Origin of the sequence: Streptomyces sp. PA03-1a (assembly GCF_033792805.1) — a bacterium.
Classification (GTDB): Bacteria; Actinomycetota; Actinomycetes; order Streptomycetales; family Streptomycetaceae; genus Actinacidiphila.
The window spans coordinates 1-25217 of record NZ_JARAVO010000131.1 but is presented as its reverse complement, the minus strand read 5'-3'; the positions used below and the strand labels follow the sequence as shown (position 1 = coordinate 25217).

General features: G+C 72.5%; 15 protein-coding genes. 8 read left to right on the top strand and 7 right to left on the bottom strand.

All coding sequences use genetic code 11. The features are described from left to right. The first annotated feature begins 77 nt into the window (after positions 1 to 77). The 3 genes from PV341_RS26865 to PV341_RS26855 all read left to right on the top strand — a co-directional run bounded on the left by PV341_RS26865 (position 78) and on the right by PV341_RS26855 (position 2591). The gene (locus tag PV341_RS26865; protein ID WP_500359194.1) at positions 78 to 515 is read left to right on the top strand and encodes a ComF family protein; all 438 of its coding nucleotides are present in this window, start codon (positions 78 to 80) and stop codon (positions 513 to 515) included. Positions 516 to 982: 467 nt separating this feature from the next. Continuing rightward, positions 983 to 1666, top strand: coding sequence for a ribosome hibernation-promoting factor, HPF/YfiA family (gene hpf / locus PV341_RS26860; RefSeq protein ID WP_500330120.1), 684 nt, complete (start codon positions 983 to 985; stop codon positions 1664 to 1666). Positions 1667 to 1838: 172 nt separating this feature from the next. Continuing rightward, positions 1839 to 2591 carry a response regulator gene (locus tag PV341_RS26855; protein WP_500330119.1) on the top strand — a complete coding sequence of 251 codons (753 nt, stop codon included), beginning with the start codon at positions 1839 to 1841 and terminating at the stop codon, positions 2589 to 2591. 10 nt (positions 2592 to 2601) lie between these two features. Here the strand turns inward: PV341_RS26855 and PV341_RS26850 are convergent, their stop codons facing one another. Both PV341_RS26850 and PV341_RS26845 read right to left on the bottom strand, forming a co-directional pair. Beyond that, complete coding sequence (locus PV341_RS26850) at positions 2602 to 3765, bottom strand: winged helix-turn-helix domain-containing protein (protein ID WP_500359192.1); 1164 nt, start codon at positions 3763 to 3765, stop codon at positions 2602 to 2604. Between the two features lie 91 nt (positions 3766 to 3856). Continuing rightward, complete coding sequence (locus tag PV341_RS26845; protein WP_500330116.1) at positions 3857 to 4447, bottom strand: GNAT family N-acetyltransferase; 591 nt, start codon at positions 4445 to 4447, stop codon at positions 3857 to 3859. Between the two features lie 207 nt (positions 4448 to 4654). Here PV341_RS26845 and secA point away from each other — a divergent pair, with 207 nt between their 5' ends. Continuing rightward, on the top strand, positions 4655 to 7447 hold the full coding sequence (gene secA / locus PV341_RS26840) for a preprotein translocase subunit SecA (RefSeq protein ID WP_500330115.1): 2793 nt from the start codon (positions 4655 to 4657) through the stop codon (positions 7445 to 7447). Between the two features lie 65 nt (positions 7448 to 7512). Here the strand turns inward: secA and PV341_RS26835 are convergent, their stop codons facing one another. After that, positions 7513 to 7944 carry an Rv3235 family protein gene (locus tag PV341_RS26835; protein ID WP_500359191.1) on the bottom strand — a complete coding sequence of 144 codons (432 nt, stop codon included), beginning with the start codon at positions 7942 to 7944 and terminating at the stop codon, positions 7513 to 7515. Positions 7945 to 8082: 138 nt separating this feature from the next. Between PV341_RS26835 and PV341_RS26830 the strand changes: the two genes are divergently transcribed. Continuing rightward, positions 8083 to 8589 (top strand): DUF6912 family protein, encoded by a 507-nt coding sequence (locus PV341_RS26830; protein ID WP_500359190.1) that lies wholly within the window; start codon positions 8083 to 8085, stop codon positions 8587 to 8589. Positions 8590 to 8670: 81 nt separating this feature from the next. After that, positions 8671 to 9324 (top strand): HAD family hydrolase, encoded by a 654-nt coding sequence (locus tag PV341_RS26825; protein ID WP_499512139.1) that lies wholly within the window; start codon positions 8671 to 8673, stop codon positions 9322 to 9324. A gap of 93 nt (positions 9325 to 9417) precedes the next feature. Here PV341_RS26825 and PV341_RS26820 read toward each other — a convergent pair whose 3' ends face one another. Then, positions 9418 to 9984 (bottom strand): DJ-1/PfpI family protein, encoded by a 567-nt coding sequence (locus PV341_RS26820; protein WP_499512138.1) that lies wholly within the window; start codon positions 9982 to 9984, stop codon positions 9418 to 9420. Between the two features lie 327 nt (positions 9985 to 10311). Between PV341_RS26820 and PV341_RS26815 the strand changes: the two genes are divergently transcribed. Beyond that, entirely contained in the window at positions 10312 to 15240 is a 4929-nt protein-coding gene (locus tag PV341_RS26815; protein ID WP_500359189.1) for an NAD-glutamate dehydrogenase, read from the top strand. A gap of 73 nt (positions 15241 to 15313) precedes the next feature. Here the strand turns inward: PV341_RS26815 and PV341_RS26810 are convergent, their stop codons facing one another. The 3 genes from PV341_RS26810 to PV341_RS26800 all read right to left on the bottom strand — a co-directional run bounded on the left by PV341_RS26810 (position 15314) and on the right by PV341_RS26800 (position 22928). After that, entirely contained in the window at positions 15314 to 16837 is a 1524-nt protein-coding gene (locus tag PV341_RS26810) for a hypothetical protein (RefSeq protein ID WP_500359187.1), read from the bottom strand. A 100-nt stretch (positions 16838 to 16937) separates the two neighbouring features. Beyond that, positions 16938 to 19220 (bottom strand): bifunctional glycosyltransferase/CDP-glycerol:glycerophosphate glycerophosphotransferase, encoded by a 2283-nt coding sequence (locus tag PV341_RS26805; protein ID WP_500330106.1) that lies wholly within the window; start codon positions 19218 to 19220, stop codon positions 16938 to 16940. 24 nt (positions 19221 to 19244) lie between these two features. Beyond that, positions 19245 to 22928, bottom strand: a complete 3684-nt coding sequence (locus tag PV341_RS26800; RefSeq protein ID WP_500359186.1) for a bifunctional glycosyltransferase/CDP-glycerol:glycerophosphate glycerophosphotransferase — start codon at positions 22926 to 22928, stop codon at positions 19245 to 19247. A 136-nt stretch (positions 22929 to 23064) separates the two neighbouring features. On the opposite strand from PV341_RS26800, the gene PV341_RS26795 reads away from it, so the two are divergent. Beyond that, on the top strand, positions 23065 to 25161 hold the full coding sequence (locus PV341_RS26795) for a bifunctional glycosyltransferase/CDP-glycerol:glycerophosphate glycerophosphotransferase (RefSeq protein WP_500330102.1): 2097 nt from the start codon (positions 23065 to 23067) through the stop codon (positions 25159 to 25161). The last annotated feature ends 56 nt before the right edge of the window (positions 25162 to 25217 follow it).

Here is a 25217-nt window from a genome sequence, read left to right as displayed (position 1 = left end):
TCTCTTTATTTGTTGTTTTTTTTTTTTTTAAGGAGAAAGCGGCAATACGGGTTTTGGGGGGTCTCGTGGGGTCGGGGATGTGTATAAGAGACACCCCCCGGGCCGTGCCGGTCCGCGGCCATGACGCGACCCGCCGCCTCGCCCTCGCCGCCGCCGCGGACCTGCGGCGCGACGGGCTGTCCGTCCGGGTGGCCGCGGTGCTGCGGCAGCGGCGTGCGGTGGCCGACCAGTCGGGCCTCGGCGCCCGCGACCGGCCCGCGAACCTCTCCGGCGCCCTGACGGCCGTGCGCGGTGCCGGCCGCCTCCTGGGGACCGTGCCCGTGGTGCTCGTGGACGACCTGATGACCACGGGCGCCTCGCTCGCCTCTGCGGCCCAGGCGGTCGAGGACGCCGGGGGCCGGGTCCTGGCCGCGGCCGTGGTCGGCGGCCCGGCGCCGCTACGCCACCCGGCGGGCGCTGCGGGCGCTGCGGGTGATCCGGGCGCGTCGGGCGCTCCGAGTGGCGGGGAAGGTTAGGCGCCCCGGGCGGCCCCGACGCGGAAGGCCGGGGTGGGCGGGACCCCTGCCACGGGCCGGGCAGACGGCCGGCCGGACGGCCGAACAGGCGGCCGAACGGGAAGCGGGATCCGAAGGTCAGAGCGGATCTCGCAGGTCGCACAAGGGGCATTTCACCCGAAGGGAGGTATAGCGCTTCTGGGGGTGCCGACCCCGGGTCCGCGGGTCTATGTTCGGTGGTGAGGGGCGGCGGCGCCCGCTGTGGGCCGCCGTTTCACGGACCGCGGGATGTGGTTCACCCATAGTTCAGTGGGTGAATATCTGTCTCGCGGGGGAGGAGGAGGTGAGAGTCGCGGCTTCGCAGCCCGGGAGCCTCCGAGCGCGCGGAGCGGCAACGAACGTCGACGCCGGGCGGGACCTGGTGCCCGCCGGCCTCAGCGCAAGGGATCGTCCCGTGAGACCGAGGCGATCCGGGAACGGAGTTCTGCGTGGACATCGTCGTCAAGGGCCGCAAGACCGAGGTGCCCGACCGGTTCCGGAAGCACGTGAACGAGAAGCTGGAGAAGATCCAGAAGCTCGACGGCAAGGTGATGAGCCTCGAGGTCGAGGTGTCCAAGGAACCGAACCCCCGGCAGGCAGACCGTTCCGACCGGGTGGAGATCACGCTGCGCACCCGTGGCCCGGTGATCCGGGCCGAGGCCGCCGCGACCGATCCCTACGCGGCGCTCGACGTCGCGGCGAACAAGCTTGAGGCGCGGCTGCGCAAGGCGGCCGACAAGCGCCGGGTGCACCGCGGCGGCAGCCGTACGCCCATGAGCGTGGCGGAGGCGACGGCCGGACTGGCCATGACCGAGTTCAACGGCACGCCGACCGGCGGGGAGACGTCCACAGGCGTGCCCACCACCAAGATCGGCGGCTGTCTCGAGGTCCAGGGTGAAGGACCCCTGGTGGTTCGCGAGAAGACGCACGCGGCAGCACCGATGACGCTCGACCAGGCCCTCTACGAGATGGAACTGATCGGGCACGACTTCTACCTGTTCATCGACTCCGACACGGAACAACCGAGTGTCGTCTACCGGCGGCACGGCTACGACTACGGCGTCATCCACCTCAAGGCGGACCCTTCCGTCGAGGATGCGCCGGCCGGCGCGGGCGGAGCGCTCAGCCGGTGAACTAGGGGTCAGGGGCGGCGCTCCCGGGCGGGAAAACGACCATCGCCTGGGGGCGCTGCCGTGCTCGGGCATGGAATCATGGCCGGACAGCCAATGCACGGGCCGCAGCGCCCGGTTGGCCTGGCACGGACAGTGCGACTACCACGGGCGCCGGCCCGAGGGGGAGGAACCGATGGCGGACAGCTTCGAGCCCGCGCCGGCCGTTGGCGCGGAGCCCGGTCCGGGCGCCGCGGGGGAGGCGGGCGTCGCCGGTGCGCCGCGCAAGGAGCCGATCAGGGTGCTCGTGGTGGACGACCACGCCTTGTTCCGCCGGGGGCTGGAGATCGTGCTCGCGCAGGAGGAGGACATCCAGGTCGTCGGCGAGGCGGGGGACGGCGCGGAGGCGATGGAGAAGGCCGCCGACCTGCTGCCGGACATCGTGCTGATGGACGTGCGGATGCCGAGGCGGGGGGGTATCGAGGCGTGCACCTCCATCAAGGAGGTGGCTCCCAGCGCGAAGATCATCATGCTGACGATGAGCGACGAGGAGGCGGACCTCTACGAGGCCATCAAGGCCGGGGCGACCGGTTACCTCCTCAAGGAGATCTCCACCGACGAGGTGGCCACCGCGATCCGCGCGGTGGCGGACGGGCAGTCGCAGATCAGTCCGTCGATGGCGTCGAAGCTGCTCACCGAGTTCAAGTCGATGATCCAGCGCACGGACGAGCGCCGGCTCGTGCCCGCCCCCCGGCTGACGGACCGTGAGCTGGAGGTGCTGAAGCTGGTCGCCACCGGCATGAACAACCGGGACATCGCCAAGGAGCTCTTCATCAGCGAGAACACGGTGAAGAACCACGTGCGGAACATCCTGGAGAAGCTGCAGTTGCACTCGCGGATGGAAGCGGTGGTGTACGCGATGCGGGAGAAGATCCTCGAGATCCGCTGAGTCCGCCCGGTCAGGAGAGGGCTTCGGCCAGGGCCGCGGCGAGCTTGGGGTCGTCGAGCCGTTCGACGCGGACGCTGTCGCAGCCGACCCATGTGGCGGCCTCGCGCAGTGCCTGCGCCATGGGCTCGACGGCGCGTGCGGACTCCAGCGAGACCTGACGGGCGATCAGGGTGCTTCCCTCGCGGGCCGGGTCGGCGCGGCCGACCAGCCGGCCGCCGGCCAGCAGCGGCATCGCGAAGTAGCCGTGTATGCGCTGGGGCTTGGGGACGTACGCCTCCAGGCGGTGGGTGAAGCCGAAGATGCGCTCGGTGCGGGGCCGGTCCCAGATCAGGGAGTCGAAGGGGGAGAGCAGGGTCGTGCGGTGCCGGCCGCCGCGGGAGGCTTCGGCGAGGGCGGTGGGGTCGGCCCAGGCGGGCTTGCCGCCCCAGCCTTCGACCTGGACGGGGACGAGCCCGGTGTCGGTGATGACCGAGTCGACCTGTTCGGCCTTGAGCCGGTGGTAGTCGGCGAGGTCGGCCCGGGTGGCGATGCCCAGCGCGGCGCCGGCCTGGGCGACCAGGCGGCGCAGGCATTCGGCGTCGTCGATGTCGTCGTGGAGGAGGGCGTCGGGAACCGCCCGCTCGGCGAGGTCGTAGACGCGTTTCCAGCCGCGCCGCTGGGTGCAGACGACCTCGCCGGTGTCGAGCAGCCACTCCACCGCGATCTTCGTCTCCGACCAGTCCCACCAGGGGCCGCCGTTCTTGGCGCCGCCGAGTTCGGTCGAGGTCAGCGGGCCGTCGGCCTTGAGCCGGTCCAGGACGGCGGCGGTGGAGCGGTCGGCGTCCTGCAGCACGTGCCAGCGGTGGCCGCGGGCCCGCCGGGCGCGGCGGCGGAAGGCGAAGTGCGGCCATTCCTCGACGGGGAGGATGCAGGCGGCGTGCGACCAGTACTCGAAGGCGTGGTTCTCGGTCCAGTACGCGGCCTCGACCGCGGTGCGGCCGACGGCGCCGAGGCGGGCGTACGGGATGAGCTCGTGGGAGCGGGCGAGCACGGAGATGGTGTCGAGCTGCACCGCGCCCAGCCGCCGCAGGACGCCGCGGACGCCGCCGCGGCGGTCGGGGGCGCCGAGGAAGCCCTGGGCGCGCAGGGCGGTCCGGCGGGCGTCGTCGGCGGAGAGGGCCACGGGCGTCGTCATGGGCCCACCCTAGGAGGCGCCACTGACAATCCGGTCCGGGCCTGGCCGCGGGGCCCGTCCCGGGGGCCCGCGGCCGGGCCCGCCGCCGCGGTCACCCGCCCTGGTGCGGGAGGTAGGCGGCCCCGCCGCTCAGGCCGAGGTCGGAGGGGAGCAGGGAGCCGATCCACGCGTCCCGCCGGGTGCCCTGGTGGACGATCTTGGCGCGCATGGTGCCCTCCATCCGGAAGCCCGTCTTGAGGGCGACCGCGCGGGAGCCGGCGTTGCCCGCCTCGGCGTACCACTCCAGGCGCTCCACGCCGAGCTCCTCGAAGGCCCAGCGGGCTACGGCGCGGGCGGCTTCGGCGGTGAGGCCGCGGCCGCGCTGTTCCTTGGCGGTCCAGTAGCCGAGTTCGGCCTGCCGTTCCGCGCTGTTGAGCTGGGCCAGCCGCACCAGCCCCATGGCTCCCACCAGGCGCCCCTCGTCGCGCGTGGTGACGGCGAAGTTGTAGACGGTGTCGTCGCGCCAGCCGTCGGGGCAGGTCCGGGTGACGAACTCCTGCGCGTGCTCCTGGGTGTACGGGGACGGCACCGGGGTCCAGCGCGGGATCTCCGGGTCCTGGCAGGCGACGCGGACGGCCTCGGCGTCGTCCGGTCCGAAGGGGCGCAGGACGAGGCGGTCGGTGGTGAGGGTTATCGGCTCCATGCGTCGGAGTATCCCCGAGGCAGGGGTGCGGTCTCGACCGGAAAAGACCGGATCGGGACGGCGGTCGGCGGGGAGAACCGCCCGGCTTGGTGACGGACCTCCCGGCCCGCTGGTGTCCTCGCTTACGATGGCCGTTGCAGCGGGGTGTGACCTGCTGTGCCAGCGCGCGAAACCGTGCCAGGCCCGACCGGCAAGGAGCCAGCCTACGTGTCCGTCCTCAACAAGATCCTGCGTGCAGGCGAAGGCAAGATCCTGCGCAAGCTGCACCGCATCGCGGACCAGGTCAATTCCATTGAAGAGGACTTCGTCAATCTGACGGACGCCGAGCTGAGGGCCCTCACGGACGAGTACAGGGAGCGCTACGCCGACGGCGAGAGCCTGGACGACCTGCTCCCCGAGGCGTTCGCCACCGTCCGCGAGGCCGCCAAGCGCGTCCTGGGTCAGCGGCACTACGACGTCCAGCTCATGGGTGGTGCGGCGCTGCACTTCGGCCACGTCGCCGAGATGCGCACCGGCGAGGGCAAGACCCTGGTCGGCACGCTGCCCGCCTACCTGAACGCGCTGTCCGGCAAGGGCGTGCACCTGATCACCACCAACGACTACCTCGCCGAGCGCGACTCGGAGTGGATGGGCCGGGTGCACCGCTTCCTGGGCCTGCAGGTGGGTTGCATCCTCGCGAACATGACCCCGGCGCAGCGCCGCGAGCAGTACGCCTGTGACATCACCTACGGCACCAACAACGAGTTCGGCTTCGACTACCTGCGCGACAACATGGCGTGGTCGCAGGAGGAACTGGTCCAGCGCGGTCACAACTTCGCGATCGTGGACGAGGTGGACTCGATCCTGATCGACGAGGCCCGTACGCCGCTGATCATCTCCGGCCCCGCGGACCAGGCCACGAAGTGGTACTCGGACTTCGCCAGGCTGGTGACCCGCCTGAAGCCGGGCGAGGCCGGCGCCATGGGCAAGGCGGAGACCGGTGACTACGACTTCGACGAGAAGAAGCGCACCGTCGCCATCCACGAGTCCGGTGTGTCCAAGGTCGAGGACTGGCTGGGCATCGACAACCTCTACGAGTCGGTGAACACCCCGCTGGTGGGCTACCTGAACAACGCCATCAAGGCCAAGGAGCTTTACAAGAAGGACAAGGACTACGTCGTCATGGACGGCGAGGTCATGATCGTCGACGAGCACACCGGTCGCATCCTGGCGGGCCGCCGCTACAACGAGGGCATGCACCAGGCGATCGAGGCCAAGGAGGGGGTGGACATCAAGGACGAGAACCAGACGCTCGCCACGATCACCCTCCAGAACTTCTTCCGCCTGTACTCCAAGCTCTCGGGCATGACCGGTACGGCGATGACCGAGGCCGCGGAGTTCCACCAGATCTACAAGCTCGGCGTGGTCCCGATCCCGACCAACCGCAACCTGCAGCGCAAGGACCGGGCGGACCTGATCTACCGCACCGAGGAGGCGAAGTTCGCGGCGGTCGTCGACGACATCGTCGAGAAGCACGAGAAGGGCCAGCCGGTCCTGGTCGGCACCACCTCGGTCGAGAAGTCCGAGTACCTGTCGCAGCAGCTGAACAAGCGCGGTGTGCCGCACGAGGTGCTCAACGCCAAGCAGCACGAGCGTGAGGCGTCGATCGTCGCGCAGGCCGGCCGCAAGGGCGCCGTCACGGTGGCCACCAACATGGCCGGCCGTGGTACCGACATCAAGCTCGGCGGCAACCCGGACGACCTGGCCGAGGCGGAGCTGCGGCAGCGCGGCCTGGACCCGGTGGAGCACGTCGAGGAGTGGGCGGCGGCCCTGCCGGAGGCGCTGGAGCGTGCCGAGGCGGCGGTCAGGACCGAGTTCGAGGAGGTCAAGGAGCTCGGCGGCCTGTACGTGCTGGGCACCGAGCGCCACGAGTCGCGGCGCATCGACAACCAGCTGCGCGGCCGCTCCGGCCGTCAGGGCGACCCGGGCGAGTCCCGCTTCTACCTCTCCCTCGGTGACGACCTGATGCGCCTGTTCAAGGCGCAGATGGTGGAGCGCGTGATGGCGATGGCCAACGTGCCCGACGACGTGCCGATCGAGAACAAGATGGTGACCCGCGCCATCGCCTCCGCCCAGTCGCAGGTCGAGCAGCAGAACTTCGAGATCCGCAAGAACGTCCTGAAGTACGACGAGGTGCTCAACCGGCAGCGCGAGGTCATCTACGGCGAGCGCCGCCGCGTCCTGGAGGGCGAGGACCTGCACGAGCAGGTGCGTCACTTCATGGACGACACGATCGACGACTACATCGCGATCGAGACGGCCGAGGGCTTCGCCGAGGACTGGGACCTGGACCGGCTGTGGGGCGCCTTCAAGCAGCTCTACCCGGTCACGGTGACGGTGGAGGACCTGGAGGACGCGGCGGGCGACCGGGCGGGCATCACCGCGGACTTCATCGCGGAGATGGCCAAGGACGACATCCACGAGCAGTACGACGCGCGTGAGCAGCAGCTCGGCTCGGAGATCATGCGCGAGCTGGAGCGGCGCGTGGTGCTGTCGGTGCTGGACCGCAAGTGGCGCGAGCACCTGTACGAGATGGACTACCTGCAGGAGGGCATCGGCCTGCGGGCGATGGCGCAGCGCGACCCGCTGGTGGAGTACCAGCGCGAGGGCTACGACATGTTCAAGGCCATGATGGACGGCATCAAGGAGGAGTCCGTCGGCTACCTGTTCAACCTGGAGGTCCAGGTCGAGCAGCAGGTCGAGGAGGTGCCGGTGGAGGCCGGTGCCCCGCAGGACGCGGCTCCGACGCTGGTCAAGCAGGACGCCCGTCCGGAGATCCGGGCCAAGGGCCTGGAGGCCCCGAAGCGGGCCGACCGGCTGCACTTCTCCGCTCCCACGGTGGACGGCGAGGGCGGTGTCGTCGAGGGCGACTTCGAGAGCGACGCGGGCCCGGAGTCGGACGGCATGACGCGGGCGGAGCGCCGCCGCGCGGCCAAGGGCGGCCGGCGCCGCAAGAAGTAGCCTCCGCGCGTTCCGGGGCCGGATTCCTGCGGGGGTCCGGCCCCGGGCCTTTGCCCCGGCGCGGGTCACTGCGCCTCGACGGCGGCGCAGCGCCATCCGGTGCCCGTGACGGTGCCGGTGCCGCCTCCGGCGCGTGCCGGGCCCTCGCGGCCGGCGCGCTCCAGGCGGAAGGCGAGGGCCCGCACGACGTGCGGGGTGAGCAGGACGACGGCGCTGGCCTCGACGGCCGTCCCGTCCGGGACGGGGCAGACGCGCGGCGGCCCCAGCAGCCGCGGCAGGTGGCCCCGGGAGACGTAGCGCCAGTCGGCGCGGGCGCCCACGAGGTCCCAGAGCCGGTCGTAGGCCTCGGGCTCCATCCGTCCGGCGAGGCTGGTGATGGGCCGCCGTCCGGTGAGGACCTCCAGCAGCCGTCCGGCGAACCAGACGTGCGGTGGCAGGGCGGTGACGTGCCGTGTGGGTGCGGACGTGGACGCGGGCATGGGTGTGAAGACAGGCATGGTGTGGACCCCCGTGGTCTACCGACTGGTAACCGGGTTCTACGGGGCCGGGCGCCGCTGCGGGAAGCGGGGCCCGCGATGTCCGGGGGGCGGTGCGGGATTCACCTATCAGGGGTGGTGCGCCCGTATGCTGACGCCATGCGCGTCTACATCCCCACGACCCTCCCAGGCCTGGCCGAGGCGCACAAGGCGGGTGAGCTGGGCCCTGCCCCGCTGGACGCCTTCGCCGTCACCCCGAGCCTGCGCGAGTGGTACGTCTCCGACGACATCGAGGAACTGGAGTACGCCGCGCTCACCCGCGCCGCCCAGGCCTCCCTGCGGCAGCTGGCGGCCACCCCGGACGCGCCCAGGCGGCGCGTCGTGGTCGCGGTGGACGTCGCCGACGGCGCCGTCTCCTTCGACCCCGACCGCGGCCTGGACCCCTCCGCGCTGGGCGCGGTGCGCCTGGCCGCGCCCGTGCCGATGGCCAGGGCTGCCGCCGTCCACGCCGACGCCGACGAGGCCGGGCAGGACGTCACGGCGGCCGCCGACGCCCTCGGCGCGGCCGACGCGGGCGACGACGACGCCCGCTTCACCGTCGACGGCGCCGAGGACCACGAGCTGCTCTGGTACGCCACCCAGGAGATCCCCTCGCTCATTGCGTGAGGTGACCGTACGAATACGCCGCGAGTGGATTTGACCTGGGCACTTGCCTTGAGGACATGGGGTCTGGGTACGGTTTCGGGTGTGAACGCGCATCTCGTGTGGGACTGGAACGGCACGCTGCTCCATGACATCGACGCGGTGATCGAGGCGACCAACGCCTCCTTCGCCGAGATCGGGCTGCCGCGGATCACGCTGGAGCGTTACCGCGAGCTGTACTGCGTGCCGGTCCCCCTGTTCTACGAACGGCTCATGGGCCGGCTGCCCACCGACGAGGAGTGGGAGGTGATGGACGACATCTTCCATCGCCACTACTGGACCCTCGCCGGTACGTGCGGCCTCGCCGAGGGGGCGGCGGAGATCCTGGCGCGGCGCCGCTACGAGGGGCTGACGCAGTCGCTGTGCTCCCTGGCGCCCCACGATCAGCTGATACCGATCCTGCGCACGCACGGCATCGAGCACCACTTCCTCCGGGTGGACGGCCGTACCGAGGGCAGCCACAGCGGCAAGTCCGAGCAGATGGCGCGGCACGTCGCCGCGATGGAGGGCATAGCGGCGGACCGCATCGTGGTGATCGGCGACGCCGTCGACGACGCGGTCGCCGCCAAGCACGTCGGGGCCATGGCGGTGCTCTACACGGGCGGCTCGCACAGCCGGGCCAGCCTGGAGACCGCGGGGGTGCCCGTCGTGGACAGCCTGGAGCAGGCGGTGGAGACCGCCGAGGCGCTCGTCGCCTGAGCCTGAGCCGGCGCCTTCACTGAGCCCCAGCCCAGCCCAGCCCAGCCCCGGCCGCGCGCCCGGGTCCCCGCCGGGGACCCGGGCGGCCGTCCGTCAGGTCACCGGCGCCTTGGAGCGCAGCACCGTGAGGAACTCGCGCATCCACGCCGGGTGGTCCGGCCAGGCGCGCGAGGAGACCACGACGCCGTCGACGACGGCCTCGGAGTCCTGGAAGCTCGCCCCGGCCGCCTCCATGTCCATCTCCAGCGCCGGGTAGGCGGTGACGCGGCGCCCGCTGAGGGCGCCGACGGCGGCCGTCAGCAGGGGGCCGTGGCAGATCTGCGCGACGGGCTTGTCGGCGTCGAAGAAGGCCTTGAGGACCTTGCGCAGCTCCGGGTCGTTGCGCAGGTACTCCGGGGCGCGTCCGCCGGGGACGACCACGGCCGCGTACGCGCCGGGGTCGACGTCCGCGAAGGACAGGTCGGCCGGCCAGGTGTACCCGGGCTTCTCGGTGTAGGTGTCGAAGCCCTCCTCGAAGTCGTGGACGACGAACCTGAGCTTCTTGCGGCTGGGGGCCGCGATGTGCACCTCGTACCCCTCCTCGAGGAGCCGTTGGTACGGGTACATGACTTCCAGCGATTCCGCCGCGTCGCCGGTCACGATCAGGATCTTGGTGGCCATGGCTGGGTGTCCCGCCTCTCGCCGTCTGCTGTCCGTCTGCTCTGCTGTCCGTCCGCTGCGTGCTGCCGTCCCGCCCCGTGGTCTCGTGCTGCCGTCCGGCGCGCCGTCGTGTGAACGTCTCGATACATCTCCGCGACGTTCCCCTCCTCAACCTGCACCCGCCCGGCCGGACTGTCCAGTTCGTCAAAGATTGGTTCGTGGTTTTGTACACAAAGAGCCCCTGACAGCCCCCCCGGACGTAGCGATAGCCTTACAGCGTGATCAGCGCTGATCCACCGATCACCATCACCTACGTCACGCAATGGCGCGCGACAGGAGCATGAGGACATGCAGACCAAGCTGGACGAAGCAAAGGCCGAGCTGCTCGCACGGGCGGCCCGGGTAGCTGAGAACAGCCCGGCGGGGGGACAACCTGGCCAGGGCCTCGAGAAGGAGGCGCTGGAAGCCTTCCTCCAGCGCTACTACCTGCACAGCGCCCCGGAGGACCTGCTCGACCGCGACCCGGTGGACATCTTCGGCGCCGCCGTGTCCCACCACCGTCTCGCCGAGCTGCGCCCGCAGGGGACGGCCAACGTCCGCGTGCACACCCCCTCGGTGGAGGAGAACGGCTGGACGTGCAGCCACACGGTCGTCGAGGTGGTCACCGACGACATGCCGTTCCTGGTCGACTCCGTCACCAACGAGCTGTCCCGGCAGGACCGCGCGATCCACGTCGTCGTCCACCCGCAGATGCTGGTGCGCCGTGACGTGACCGGGAAGCTGCTGGAGGTGCTGGACGCCGCGCCCGGCGACGGCGCCGGTGTGCCGCACGACGTGCTGACCGAGTCCTGGATCCACGTGGAGATCGACCGCGAGACCGACCGCGAGGACCTGAAGCAGATCACCACGGACCTGCGCCGCGTCCTGTCCGACGTCCGCGAGACCGTCGAGGACTGGCAGAAGATGCGCGACGCCGCGCTGCGCATCGCCGACGAGCTGGCCGCGACCCCGCCAGCGCTGCCCGAGCAGGAGGTCGGCGAGGCCTGGGAGCTGCTGCGCTGGCTGTCCGAGGACCACTTCACCTTCCTCGGCTACCGCGAGTACGCGCTGACCACGGAGACCACCCCGGAGGGCGAGGAGGACGTGCTCACCGCCGTCCCCGGCACCGGCCTGGGCATCCTGCGCTCCGACCCGCAGCACCGCGTGGAGGAGTCCGAGAGCGGCCAGGCGGTCTCGCCGTCCTTCAACCGGCTGCCCGCGGACGCCCGTAAGAAGGCCCGCGAGCACAAGCTGCTGATCCTCACCAAGGCCAACAGCCGCTCCACCGTGCACCGCCCGTCCTACCTCGACTACATCGGGGTGAAGAAGTTCGACGCCGACGGCAACGTCGTCGGCGAGCGCCGCTTCCTCGGCCTGTTCTCCTCGGCGGCCTACACCGAGTCGGTGCGCCGGGTGCCGGTCATCCGCCGCAAGGTCCAGGAGGTGCTGGACGGCGCCGGTTTCTCCCCTGACAGCCACGACGGCCGCGACCTGCTGCAGATCCTGGAGACCTACCCGCGCGACGAGCTCTTCCAGACCGGCCCGGACGAGCTGCGCGAGATCGTCACCAGCGTGCTGTACCTGCAGGAACGCCGCCGGCTGCGGCTGTTCCTGCGCCAGGACGAGTACGGCCGCTACTTCTCGGCGCTGGTCTACCTGCCCCGGGACCGCTACACCACGGGCGTGCGGCTGCGGCTGACCGACATCCTCAAGGAGGAGCTGAACGGGGTCACCGCGGACTTCACCGCCTGGAACACCGAGTCGGTGCTCTCCCGGCTGCACTTCGTGGTCCGCGTCGCGGCCGGCACCACGCTGCCGCAGCTGACCGACCGCGACGTCGAGCGGATCGAGAACCGGCTCGCCGACGCTGCCCGCTCCTGGGCCGACGGCTTCGCCGAGGCGCTGACCTCCGAGTGCGGCGAGGAGCGAGCGGCCGAGCTGACCCGCCGCTACGCGCACGCCTTCCCCGACGGCTACCGTGCCGACTTCACGCCCCGCGCGGCCGTCGCGGACCTGCAGCACCTGGAGCGGCTCAACGGCGAGGACTTCTGCCTCAGCCTGTACGAGCCGGTCGGCGCCGCCCCCGACGAGCGCCGCTTCAAGATCTACCGCACCGGCGCCCCCGTCTCGCTGTCCGCGGTGCTGCCCGTGCTGCAGCGCCTGGGCGTCGAGGTCATCGACGAGCGCCCGTACGAGATGCGCCGCGCCGACGGCACCCGCGCCTGGATCTACGACTTCGGGCTGCGCATCGACCCGTCGCTGGGCGACCTCGGCGACGACGCCCGTGAGCGCTTCCAGGACGCCTTCACCGCGACGTGGACCGGGCAGGCCGAGAACGACGGCTTCAACTCCCTGGTGCTGCGCGCCGGGCTGACCTGGCGCCAGGCGATGGTGCTGCGGGCGTACGCCAAGTATCTGCGGCAGGCCGGCACGGCCTTCTCGCAGGACTACATGGAGGACACCCTCCGCAACAACGTCCACACCACCCGGCTGCTGGTCAACCTCTTCCAGGCCCGGCTCTCCCCGGACCACCAGCGGGCCGGCAGCGAGCTGACCGACGCGCTGCTGGAGGAGGTGGACGCCGCCCTGGAGCAGGTCGCCAGCCTGGACGAGGACCGCATCCTGCGCTCCTTCCTCACGCTCATCAAGGCCACGCTGCGCACCAACTACTTCCAGCGCGCCGACGGCGGCAAGCCGCACGCCTACGTGTCGATGAAGTTCGACCCGCAGGCGATCCCGGACCTGCCCGCGCCGCGCCCGGCGTACGAGATCTGGGTGTACTCCCCGCGCGTGGAGGGCGTGCACCTGCGCTTCGGCAAGGTCGCCCGCGGTGGCCTGCGCTGGTCCGACCGGCGCGAGGACTTCCGCACCGAGGTCCTCGGCCTGGTCAAGGCGCAGATGGTGAAGAACACCGTCATCGTGCCGGTCGGCGCCAAGGGCGGCTTCGTCGCCAAGCAGCTGCCGGACCCGGCCGCCGACCGCGAGGCGTGGCTGGCGGAGGGCATCACCTCCTACAAGACCTTCATCTCCGGTCTGCTCGACGTCACCGACAACCTGGTCGGCGGGCAGGTCGTGCCGCCGGCCGACGTGGTCCGCCACGACGGCGACGACACCTACCTGGTGGTCGCGGCCGACAAGGGCACCGCGTCGTTCTCGGACATCGCCAACGAGGTCGCCACCTCGTACGGCTTCTGGCTCGGCGACGCCTTCGCCTCCGGCGGCTCGGTCGGCTACGACCACAAGAAGATGGGCATCACCGCCCGCGGCGCCTGGGAGTCGGTCAAGCGGCACTTCCGTGAGACGGGCCACGACACCCAGAGCGAGGACTTCACCGTCGTCGGCGTCGGCGACATGTCCGGTGACGTCTTCGGCAACGGCATGCTGCTCAGCGAGCACATCCGGCTGGTGGCCGCCTTCGACCACCGGCACATCTTCATCGACCCCGTGCCGGACGCGGCGACCTCGTACGCCGAGCGCCGCCGGATGTTCGAGCTGCCGCGTTCCTCGTGGGCGGACTACGACACCAAGCTGATCTCGCACGGCGGCGGTGTCTTCCCGCGCAGCGCCAAGGCGATCGCGCTCACCCCGCAGATCCGCAAGGCGCTCGGCATTGAGCAGCCGGTGGCGAAGATGACGCCGGCGGACCTGATGAAGGCGATCCTCAAGGCCCCGGTGGACCTGCTGTGGAACGGCGGCATCGGCACCTACGTGAAGGCCGCCACCGAGTCCCACCTGGACGTCGGCGACAAGGCCAACGACGCGATCCGCGTGGACGGCGGCGAGCTGCGCGTCAAGGTCGTCGGCGAGGGTGGCAACCTGGGCCTGACCCAGCTCGGCCGGATCGAGTTCGCCCAGACCGGCGGGCGGGTCAACACCGACGCCATCGACAACAGCGCCGGCGTGGACGCCTCCGACCACGAGGTCAACATCAAGATCCTGGTCAACGCGGTCGTCGCCGACGGCGACCTGACGGTCAAGCAGCGCAACTCGCTGCTGGCGCAGATGACCGACGAGGTCGGCGCCCTGGTGCTGCGCAACAACTACGCGCAGAACGTGGCGCTGGCCAACGGCATGGCCCAGTCCGCCAGCCTGCTCCACGCCCACCAGCGCTACCTGCGCAGGCTGGTCCGTGACGGCAAGCTGGACCGGGCCCTGGAGTTCCTGCCCTCCGACCGGCAGATCCGGGAGCGGCTGAACGCCGGCCACGGCCTGACCCAGCCGGAGCTGGCCGTCCTCCTCGCCTACACGAAGATCACCGTGGCGGAGGAGCTGCTCGGCACCGGCCTGCCCGACGACCCCTACCTGCGGCGGCTGCTCGACGCGTACTTCCCCAAGGCGCTGCACGAGCGGTTCCAGGCGCAGATCGACGGGCACGCGCTGCGGCGCGAGATCGTGACGACGGTGCTGGTCAACGACACCGTCAACACCGGCGGCACCACCTTCCTGCACCGCTTCAAGGAGGAGACCGGGGCCACCACCGAGGAGATCGTGCGGGCGCACACCGCGGCCCGTGCCATCTTCGGCCTGGGCGGCATCTGGGACGAGGTGGAGGCGCTGGACACGGTCGTCGCGGCCGACGTCCAGACCCGGATCCGGCTGCACTCGCGGCGGCTGGTCGAGCGGGGCACCCGCTGGCTGCTGAACAACCGGCCGCAGCCGCTGGCCATCGCGGAGACGATCGACTTCTTCCGCGAAGGTGTCGCCACGGTGTGGGCGGTGCTGCCGAAGCTGCTGCGCGGCGCCGACCTGGAGTGGTACGAGTCGATCCACGACGAGCTGACCGGCGCGGGCGTGCCGGAGGAGCTGGCGACGCGGGTCGCCGGGCTCTCCTCTGCCTTCCCGGCGCTCGACATCGTCGACGTCGCCGACCGGACCGGCAAGGACCCGCTGGCGGTCGCCGAGGTCTACTACGACCTCGCCGACCGGCTGCAGATCACACAGCTGCTCGACCGGATCATCGAGCTGCCGCGCGCCGACCGCTGGCACTCCATGGCCCGTGCGTCGATCCGCGAGGACCTCTTCGCGGCGCACGCGGCCCTCACCCAGGACGTGCTGTCCGTCGGCAACGGCTCCTCCACCCCGGAGCAGCGCTACCAGGCGTGGGAGGAGTCCAACAGCGCGCTGATCGGGCGGGCGAGGACGACGCTCGACGAGATCCAGGGCTCGGAGAGCTTCGACCTGGCGAACCTGTCGGTGGCGATGCGGACGATCCGCTCGCTGCTGCGGGCCCGCCGCTGACGCCTGGACGGCGCACGTACGACGGCAGGGGCCGGGGAGCACGCGCTCCCCGGCCCCTGCCGCGTGGACGGGCTCAGCCGACCCGGTACAGCCGTTCGCCGGTGCGGGGGCCCTGGGCGACCTGGACGCCGCCCGGCGGGGGCGGGTCGTCCGCCTCGGTCATCACCCACTTCACGTGGTAGCGGCGGGCGATGGCAAGGCGCTGGTCCATGGGCGTCGCGGGGGCCAGGTAGGCGCGTACGTCGGCCTCGCGTCGCTCGCGGTCTGCCGCCGTCGTCGACGGGTCGGGCCAGGCCGGTGACACCAGGAACGCGCCGTAGGCGGGCATGACGTGCTTGGGGTTGTACCCGTCGGTCAGGAGGACGTCGCCGGCGGCGACGTGCGCCTGCGCCCACAGGTAGCCGGGCCAGCTGCCCAGCCGCTGCAGGTGCAGCGCGGGCGGCACGTAGCGCGCCGGTACGACCGCGCCCGCCTGCGCCAGCAGTCCCGCGCAGGCCGCCACCGCCGCCAGCGGGGCCAGCACGGTGCGCAGCGCGGTCCACGGCGGGGCCTGCGCGAGCTCCACCGCCAGCGCGAACTGCAGCGGTACCAGCAGCAGCCCGAAGATCCGCCCGAAGGAGTAGGAGCCGCTGAGCCAGCCGTAGGCGGCGACGGCGCAGTCCGCGGCGAACATCAGCACCAGCGGGTCGAAGCGGTTCAGCCGCAGCCGGCACAGCAGCGCCGGCAGCCCGGCCAGGGCCAGCCCGTACCACTGCCACAGGTCCGCGTACAGCCGCCGGTGGACGTCGTCCACGGTGGGGTCGCCGAGCAGCGCGGAGAGGCTGAAGTACGGCCACCAGGCGGCGACGGCGAAGGCGACCGCCGCGGTCAGCGCCCACCGGCCGAGGACCCCGGCGGCGACCGGCATGCGCTGCATGCCGATGACGATGGCGACCACGCCGATGAGGGTGCCCATCGCCGTGAAGGGGTGCACGAGCAGCACGGTCCCGATGAGCAGTCCGAGCCAGGCGTGCAGCCACGTCCCGGCCACGCCGCGGCGGGCCGCCCGCGCGGTCAGCGCCCACACCCAGAACGTCACGCCGACGGCGAAGGCACTGGGGTAGGTCAGTCCCCGGATCATCGACTGCAGACCGAGGAAGCCGCTCCACTCCTTGTGCTGCGGCCCCCACAGCAGGACGAACGCGGCGAGCGCCAGCACCGGCGCCCAGCGCCGGTTGCTGAGCACGCGGGTGAAGGCGCCGATGCCGGTGACGACCAGCGCCAGGTTGACCGGGCCGCACCCCTTGAGCAGCTGCCAGCCCGGTACGCCCGTCAGGTGCGACAGCAGCCCCAGCACCACGGTGTACGGGGTGAAGTAGGGGCTGCCGGTGCCCGGCACGTCGAGCAGCGGGTTGGCCGGGTGCCGCCAGTCCGTGGCGATCCGCTCGATCGCGGCGGCGTGCTGCCCGAAGTCGGAGGCGACCGGCGACTGCCAGGTGCGGTAGGCCACCACCGCCCAGAAGAGGGTGCCGAGGATCAGGTACGGGGAGGGCCTGCGCACGTCCCGCAGCTCGTACGCGTGGATCCGCCAGTCCCGCTGGGTCAGCACGCCGGTCACCGCAGCCCTCCCGGCCGTCGTCCGCTCGTCACCTCGTTCCCCTCGATGCTTGATCGTGACGGACGCGGCTGCATCCCGGCGGGGCCCGTACGGGGCGTCGTCACGGCCGTGCGGCGGCCTCCTGCGGACCGGAGCGTGGTCCCTGCGGCGGGGCGCCGGCCAGGAGCGCGGGAGCGGGCGCGGGGGTGCGGGCCTCCAGGGGCACGACGGGCAGCGGCTCGCTCTCGCCGAGGAAGACCCGCCGCACGACCCGCTCGGCGGCCCGGCCGTCGTCGAAGGCGCAGAAGCGGCGGCGGAACGCCTCCCGCAGTCCGGCCGCCTCCGGGCTGTTCCAGGCGCCGTCGCGGAAGACCGCGATCAGTTCGTCGTCGCTGGTGGAGACGGCGCCGGGGGTCTCGCCGGGGGCTCCGGACAGCAGGTCGAAGTAGACGCCGCGGCTGGCCCGGTAGACCGGCCAGTCGTCGGCGTGGACGACGATAGGCCGGTCGAGGAGCGCGTAGTCGAACATGATCGACGAGTAGTCGGTGACCAGGGCGTCGGCGGCCAGGCACAGCTGTTCGACCGACGGGTGCCGGGAGACGTCGACCAGCAGCCCTTCCTCGTGCAGCGCCTTCAGGCGGGCGTCCTCGCCGTGGAAGTAGTGGATGCGGGTGAGCAGGACGAAGCCCTCGCCGAGCGCCCGGCACACCCGTTCCACGTCCAGGCGCGGCACGAAGTTGCGCTGGTAGTCGCGGGTCGTCGGCGCGTACAGGACCGCGGTGCGGCCGGGGGCGATGCCCAGGGCCGCGCGGGCGTGGGAGACCTCGGCGGCGCCGGCGGTCAGGAAGACGTCGTTGCGCGGGTAGCCGGTCTCCAGGTGCTGCCAGGAGGAGGGGTACACGCGCTCCCAGATCTCGCTGGAGTGCGGGTTGGAGGACACGCTGTAGTCCCAGCGGTCCACCCGCTCCAGCAGCCGGCGGAAGCTCATGCCCTTGGCGGAGGCGGGGTAGCGCTGCTGGTCGATCCCCATCTTCTTCAGCGGGGTGCCGTGGTGGGTCTGCAGGTGGACGCTGCCGGGCCGCTTGCGGACGTCGTTGGGGAAGTTGACGTTGCTGATCAGGTACGTGGCCCGGGCCATCAGACGCCAGTAGCGCCGGGTGCGCGGCACGACGTAGTCCACGCCCTTGGGCACCCGGGGGACGTCGGACTTGCGGACCAGCCACACCCCGTGGACGCCCGGGGCGATCTCCCGTGCCTTGTGGTAGATCGCGGCCGGGTTGCAGAACACCCCGCGGTCCCAGTACGCCGAGTACACCGCGAGGTTGGGGTCGAGCGGCCGCCGCAGGTGGTAGGCGTACAGGGCGGCCTTGGCCCGCTGCGCGACCTGCCGGCGCAGCCGCCGCCTGCGCCGCGTCAGCTCCTTGCGGGCCTCGCGCGGTACGTCGCCCAGCCGGGCCAGCAGCCAGCTGCCGCGGGCCAGCCGCCGGTAGGCGGTGGCCTTGTCCGCGGGCGGCACGAACCCCTCCGGCAGGTGGCGGGCGTACCAGCGGGCCGCGAGCCGGAAGAACACGCCGCGCAGCCGCGGCGGGATCCGGTCCGGGTTGCCGAGGCAGAACAGGAAGTGGCTGACGGCCCGCTCGAACAGCATCGGCCGCAGCGGCGCGAGGTGTTCGCGGCCGGGCGCGTCGAGGAAGTCGAAGAGCCGGGTGTACTGGTCGAGGATGACGAAGTGGTTGCGGCCCGGGCTGCGGGTGCTGGCGCCGCTGCGCCGCTGCCGGTACTCCAGCACCGCCCGGGCCAGGCAGGAGATGCGTTCGGCGCTGAGCATCGTCACGTACGAGACGAGGGCGTCCTCGTAGATGCCGTCGCTGAAGGAGAAACCGTGCCCCCGGTAGAAGGCGCGGCGGTAGACCCGGTTGGAGGTCATCGCGAACAGCCGCAGGAACTCGGGGCGTTCGGTGATCCGGAAGACGTCGGTGCCGGCCGAGGCGAGCAGGTCGCCGAAGACGCTCTTCTCGGCCGCCTCCCACCAGTAGGTGCGCACGTGGTCGAAGTAGAGGATGTCCGGGTCGCCGTCCTGCTTCAGCCGCTCGGCGACCGCCTCCAGCGAGCCGGGGGCGAGGGTGTCGTCGCCGTCGAGGAAGAGCAGGTAGTCGCCGGTGGCCCGCTCGGCACCGGTGTTGCGGGCCCGCCCCACCCCCAGGTTCTCCTCGTGGTGCAGCGCGATCACCCGGCAGTCGCGGGCCGCGTACTCGTCGAGGATGCGGCCGCAGTGGTCCGGCGAGCGGTCGTCGACCGCGATCACCTCGAGGTCGGGCAGTGACTGCGACAGCACCGAGTCGAGGCAGGCGCGCAGGTAGCCCTGCACCTTGTGGACCGGGACGATGACGGAGAAGCGGGGCATGTGGATCCTGGGTTCCCTCAGGGGTCAGTGACGGTCGGGTTCGAGCAGCCGGTCGACGGCGCGGGCCGCCGCACCGCCGTCGTCGAGGTGGCAGAAGGTCGCGCGGAAGTGCGCGTACGCGTCGGCGCTGTGCCGTGCCACGGTGCCGAGGTCGCGCAGCGCGCCCGCCAGGTCGGCGGTGGACTGCAGCAGCGGGCCCGGGGCCTGGGCCTCGAAGTCGGGGTAGAAGCCGCGCAGGGTGTCGCGGAAGTGCTCCAGGTCGGGGACGAGGAAGAGCATCGGACGGCCGGTGTTGGCGAAGTCGGCCGCGGGGGAGGCGTAGTCGGTGACCAGGACGTCGGCGACCAGCAGCAGCTCCGCCACGTCCGGGTGGCAGGACACGTCGCGCACGAACCCGGAGCGCGGGGTGCGGACCCGGTCGGCGACCAGGGGGTGGGAGCGGAAGAGCAGCACGTGGTCGGCGCCCAGGGCGCGTTCGGCCTCCGCCAGGTCCAGGTGGGGCGACATGCGGTAGTGCTCGGCGTCGTACGCCAGGTCGTCGCGGCGCGTCGGCGCGTACAGCACGACGGTGCGGTCCCTGGGGACCCGCAGCCGGTCGCGCAGCGCGGCGGCCACCTTGGCGCGGTCGTCGGCGAAGAGCACGTCCGTGCGGGGCAGTCCCGTCTCGGCGACCGGGCCGTCGTAGCCGAGTGCGGCCCGCAGCAGCGGGGTGCTGTACGCGTTCGGCGACAGCAGCAGGCTCCACTGGGCGCCCGGGTCGCGCGGCGGGCGGGGCAGGTGCACCAGGTCCGCGCACAGGGTGCCGGCGAGGTCCCGGCCGGTCCGCTTGAGGGGGGTTCCGTGCCAGGTCTGCAGCACGGTCTGGTCCGGGCGGCGCACGAACCACTGCGGCAGGTGGGTGTTGGTGACGACGTAGCGGCTGCGGGCGAGCGCCTCGTACCAGGCGGCGCTGTGCAGCACGACCGGCCGCGCGGTCGCCGGCGGCGGGGCCTGACCGTCCCTGACCACCCACAGGTGCTCCAGGCCGTCCGCGGCACGGCGGCGCAGCAGCTCCTCGTGGACGGCGCGCGGCGAGTCCCCGTACGCCCGCCCGTCGAAGGCGCTGTACAGCACCGACTCGCGGCGCGGCAGCCCGCGGGTGCGCGGATGGTGGCTCTCGCGCAGCACCCGCTGCCGGTACGGGCCGCGCTGCGGCTCCGGCACGGTGGGCCGGGCGTCGAGGAACAGCCGGTCGTGGAAGCGCCGGTCGACGGAGAAGGACTTGCCGCCCGCCTCCGCCGCCATCGGCAGCGCCTCGAACACCCCGGGCGCGACCCGCACCGGCGCTTCCGTGCCGGCGCCGTCGCGCAGGTGCAGGTACCAGCGGCCGGCGGGCAGCGGGACGGTGCCGGCGAGGGACTCCAGCGTGCCGGGGCGCACGGTGGCGGTGAAACGGCGCCCCTCGTACGGGCCCGGCCCTGCGGCGTCCTGCGGCACGGACGGCAGCGGCGGGATCGCGCTGGACGGTGGCGGGAAGCCCGGGCGGCGTCCCGGTACGCCGTCGGCCTGGACCGGGACGGCGTGCTCGACGCGGTGCGTGCCGTGGCGGAGCACCAGTTCGGCCGGGCCGGGGGCGGAGCCGGGCGCGAGGCGGCCGGCCACGACGAGGGCGCCCTCGGCGGTCCAGCCGATGGCGTCGGCCACCGGCTGCGGGGTGCGGTCGCGCAGCACCAGCTTCCCCGACGCCTTCGCCTCGACCAGCAGCCGTCGCGGCGTCCCGCCGAGCCGGGGGTCGGTGCCGAGGTCGTAGTGCCCGGCGGGCAGCGCGCCGTCGAGGTGGACGGGGTCGGCGTGCCCGGGGTTCAGCAGCGCGACGTCCCAGCTGTCGGTGTCCTCCGCGCGGATCTCCTTGGGCCCGGCGTCCAGCGCGGGCCGGGCGGCCGCCAGGTCGGCGAGGGGCACGCGGGCCCGGCGGACGCCGTCGTCCGTCCCCCCGGGGACCGCGGGCTCCAGCGGGTACTCCAGCACGGTGGGCGTCGCGGAGTGCGTCAGCCGTACCGCCGTCGCCTGTGGCGCGCCCGTGAAGTCCAGTTCCACCGCGGTGCCGTCGCCGGTCGCCCGGTGGCCGGTCAGCCGCCGTACCTCCGGCTCCACCGACAGCTGCAGCCGCCCCTGCCGGTAGTACGGCACGAGCCGCATGCCGCCGCCGGCCGCGTACGACGGCGGGGACGCCCCCGAGCCCGCGTCCGCGGCCCGCAGGGCCGCCTTGCGGATGACCCCCTTCGCCGCGACGACCACCCCGAGCCGCCAGCGGCCGGCCCGTGGTTCGCCCTGGCGGCGGCCGGTGGTCAGCCGCGCCGGGTCGATGGTGATCTCGAAGCCCGACCAGTCGTAGCAGTGTTCCTCCTGGCGCGAGTTGAGGGTCGCGGCGGGCTCCTGCCGGATCCTGACCGGCAGCAGCACCACCTTGGCCCGGCGGCCGTGGCCGTGGACGGCGACCGCGGTGATGTGCGCGGCGCCCTTGCGGTCGGCGTCGATGTTGCGCAGGTAGGCGTAGCCGCGCAGGACGAGCCGGCCGTTCTCCCGCACCACCTCGCGCACCCGCGCCCGGACGGGGAAGTCCGCGCGCCGCAGCCGGGCTGCCGAGGCCGGCAGGGCGATCCGGCCGCCGTCGGCGCCGCGCAGCACCGCCCGCTTGCGCAGCGGCGGGCCGGTGACGCCGAAGCCGGCGGAGTTGCGCTGCTCGTGGTCGAGCACCGTCAGCAGGTCGTCGAGGCGGTCCTTGACGATCAGGTGCCACTTGATGCGCAGCCCGGCGGGCAGCTCGAGGAAGAGGGCGGGGTCGACCCGGGTGAGCCAGTCGCGGCAGCGGTCCATGAAGACCCGCCGGTACTCGGGGCCGGCCATCGGCAGGGCGTCGATGAAGTACAGCAGGTCGTCGGTGAGGACCGAGCGGTCGTAGGCCCGTTTGAAGGAGGTCCAGCGCGTGCGGGCCGGGTCGCCGAGGAAGCGGCTGACGTGGTCGACGGCGGCGATCCGGTCGCGCACGCCCTTGACGTCGGTGCGGCGCCGGGTGATGGAGCCCTCGCGGATCCGCCAGTAGTAGACGTGCTCGTGCGTCACGTCGACGGCGTCGGCGAGGAAGTGCGCGGGGATGGTGAGCGGGGTGTCCTCGTAGAGCACGCCCTCGGGGAAGGCCAGGCGGTGGCGCTCCCAGAAGGAGCGGCGGAAGACCTTGTTCCAGGCGACCCGGTCGGAGAGCAGGCTCAGGTCCCGGGTGATGTGGGTGCCGGTGACGGTGCGGGTCATGTCCCGGTGCTGCCAGGCCTGGCTGCGGCCGTCGGCGGTCAGCCGCCACACGTTGCCGGTCGCGAAGTCCGAGCCCGACCCGTCCAGCAGGCCCACCAGCCGCTCGTAGGCGTGCGGCGGCAGGATGTCGTCGCTGTCGAGGAAGCACAGGTACTCGGTGCGCGGGTCGGCGTGGCGGGTGCCGGTGTTGCGGGCGTGGCCCAGTCCGCCGTTGTCCTGCCGGACCAGGCGGAAGCGCGGGTCGCGGTCGGCGAAGCCCTGGGCGATCTCCGGGCCGGAGTCGGTGGAGCCGTCGTCCACCATGACCACGTCGAGGGCGTCGAAGGTCTGTGCGGCGACCGACCGCAGGCATTCCTGCAGCCAGCTCTCGACGTTGTGGACCGGAACGACGACCGTGAGGCGGGGCGTGCGCGACACCATGGTGACGTGGCCCTTTCCGGACGAGGGCGACAGGGGGCGAGGGGTTCAACTCGTGATCGCGTCCTCGGTCACCTCGCCTGCGCCTTTCGGGTGATCCACCGGGCGCCGGGGGCCGCTCCTGCCTACGCTCGGCGCTATGCCTCGGTTCAGTGTGATCGTCCCGGTATGGAAGACCCAGGGGTACGTCCGTGCGTGCCTGGAGTCGGTGCTCGGGCAGCGGTACGCGGACCTGGAGCTGATCGCGGTCGACGACTGCTCGCCCGACGGGTCGGCCGCCGTCGTCGACGAGGTCGCCGCCGCCGACCCCAGGGTGCTCCCGCTGCGGAGGCCCCGCAACGCAGGGCCCGGTCCGGCCCGGAACGCGGGGGCGGCCCGGGCCAGCGGCGACTACCTGCTCTTCCTCGACTCCGACGACCTCCTCGCGCCCGGCGCCCTGACCGCCCTCGACGCGAGGCTGCGCGCCACCGGAGACCCGGAGGTGCTGCTCTTCGACCATGACCGGCTCGACGTGTGGGAGCACCGCACGGAGAGCGGGGACGGCGACTTCCTGCAGGCGGCCGCGCTCGCCGGGCACGCCGTCTTCCGGGCCACCGAGCGCCCGCAGTGCCTGACCGTGTTCCCCGCGGCCTGGAACCGGGTGGTGCGGCGCGACTACTGGGCCGGGTTCGCCTTCGGCGCCGGTCCGTACGAGGACGTCCCGGTGGCGTACGAGATGCTGCTCGCCGCCCCGCGCATCGCCTGCCTGGACCGGGTCTGCGTCACGTGGCGCGAGCGCCGCCGCGGCAGCTTCTCCAGCACGCCGGGCCCGCAGCACCTCGTCCTGGCCGACCGGTACGACACGCTGCTGGCCCGGCACGACCTGCCGGTGCTGCGCGCCGAGCGGGACCGGCGGCTCACGGCCGTCCTGGACGACCCCGGGCGGCTGCGCGCGCAGGACCGCGCCGCCTTCTTCCGCCGCGCCGGGCTGCCGGGCACCTTCGCCGCCCATCGCGCCGCGGAGCTGGGCACCCGGGCCGCCCGGCGGCTGCGCACGCACCGCAACGCCGTCGCCCGCGAGGTGTACCGCCGCTGGTACGCCCTGGAACGCCGCCGCCCGCTCGACGACGACCTGGTGGTGTACGCGGCGTACTGGAACCGGGGGGTGCTGTGCAGCCCCGCCGCGATCTACCGCAAGGCCCGCGAGCTCGCCCCGCACCTGCACGGGGTCTGGGTGGTCCGGCGCGGTGCGCAGGACGCGGTCCCCGAGGGTGTCGACCGGGTGGAGGCGAACTCCCGCCGCTACTGGGAGCTGCTGGCCCGCGCCCGCTTCCTGGTGAACAACGCCAACTTCACCGGGGAGGTCGTCAAGCGCCCCGGCCAGGTCTACCTGCAGACCCACCACGGCACCCCGCTCAAGCACATGGGCATGGACCTGCGCGCCCACCCGGCGGTGGCCAAGGGCATGAGCTTCCGCCGCCTGCTGGACCACGCCGACCAGTGGGACTACTCCCTGTCCGCCAACCCCCACTCAAGCGAGGTCTGGGAGCGGGTCTACCCCGGCAACTATCTGACGCTGCCGACCGGCTACCCCCGCAACGACGCCTACTTCACGGCGGGCGCCGACGACGTGCGGCAGATCCGGGCCCGGCTGGGCATCCCGGACGGGGTCAGGGCGATCCTGTACGCCCCCACGCACCGCGACTACCAGCGGGAGTTCGTCCCGCAGTTGGACCTCGCCCGGCTGTGCCGGGCGCTGGGGCGGGAGTACCTGGTACTGGTCCGCGCGCACTACTTCTACCCCGGGGCCGGCCCGGCGGCGCTGCCGGAGGGGGCGCTGGACGTCTCCGCGCACACACCGCTGGAGGAGCTGTGCCTGGCCTCCGACGCGCTGCTCACCGACTACTCGTCGCTGATGTTCGACTACGCGGGCCTCGACCGCCCGATCGTGGTCCACGCCGCCGACTGGGAGGTCTACCGGGCCGCCCGCGGGGTCTACTTCGACCTGGTCTCCGGGCGCCCCGGCGACACCCCGGGCGTGGTCGCCCGCGACGAGGCCGCGATCGCCACCGCCTTCCGCTCCGGCGCCTGGGCCTCGCCGGAGGCGGCCGAGCTGCGGGCGGCCTTCCGGGCCCGCTTCTGCCCCTGGGACGACGGCCGGGCCGCCGAACGCGCCGTACGGCGGGTGCTGCTCGGCGAACCGGAGCTGCTGCCCGTCCTCAAGCCGGACGAGCGCACCCCCGCGCCGCCGCCGTGAGCCGTCAGGGGCGGGCCGCCGGGGCGGGGGTGCGCTCGTCCGGCTTGAGGACGGGC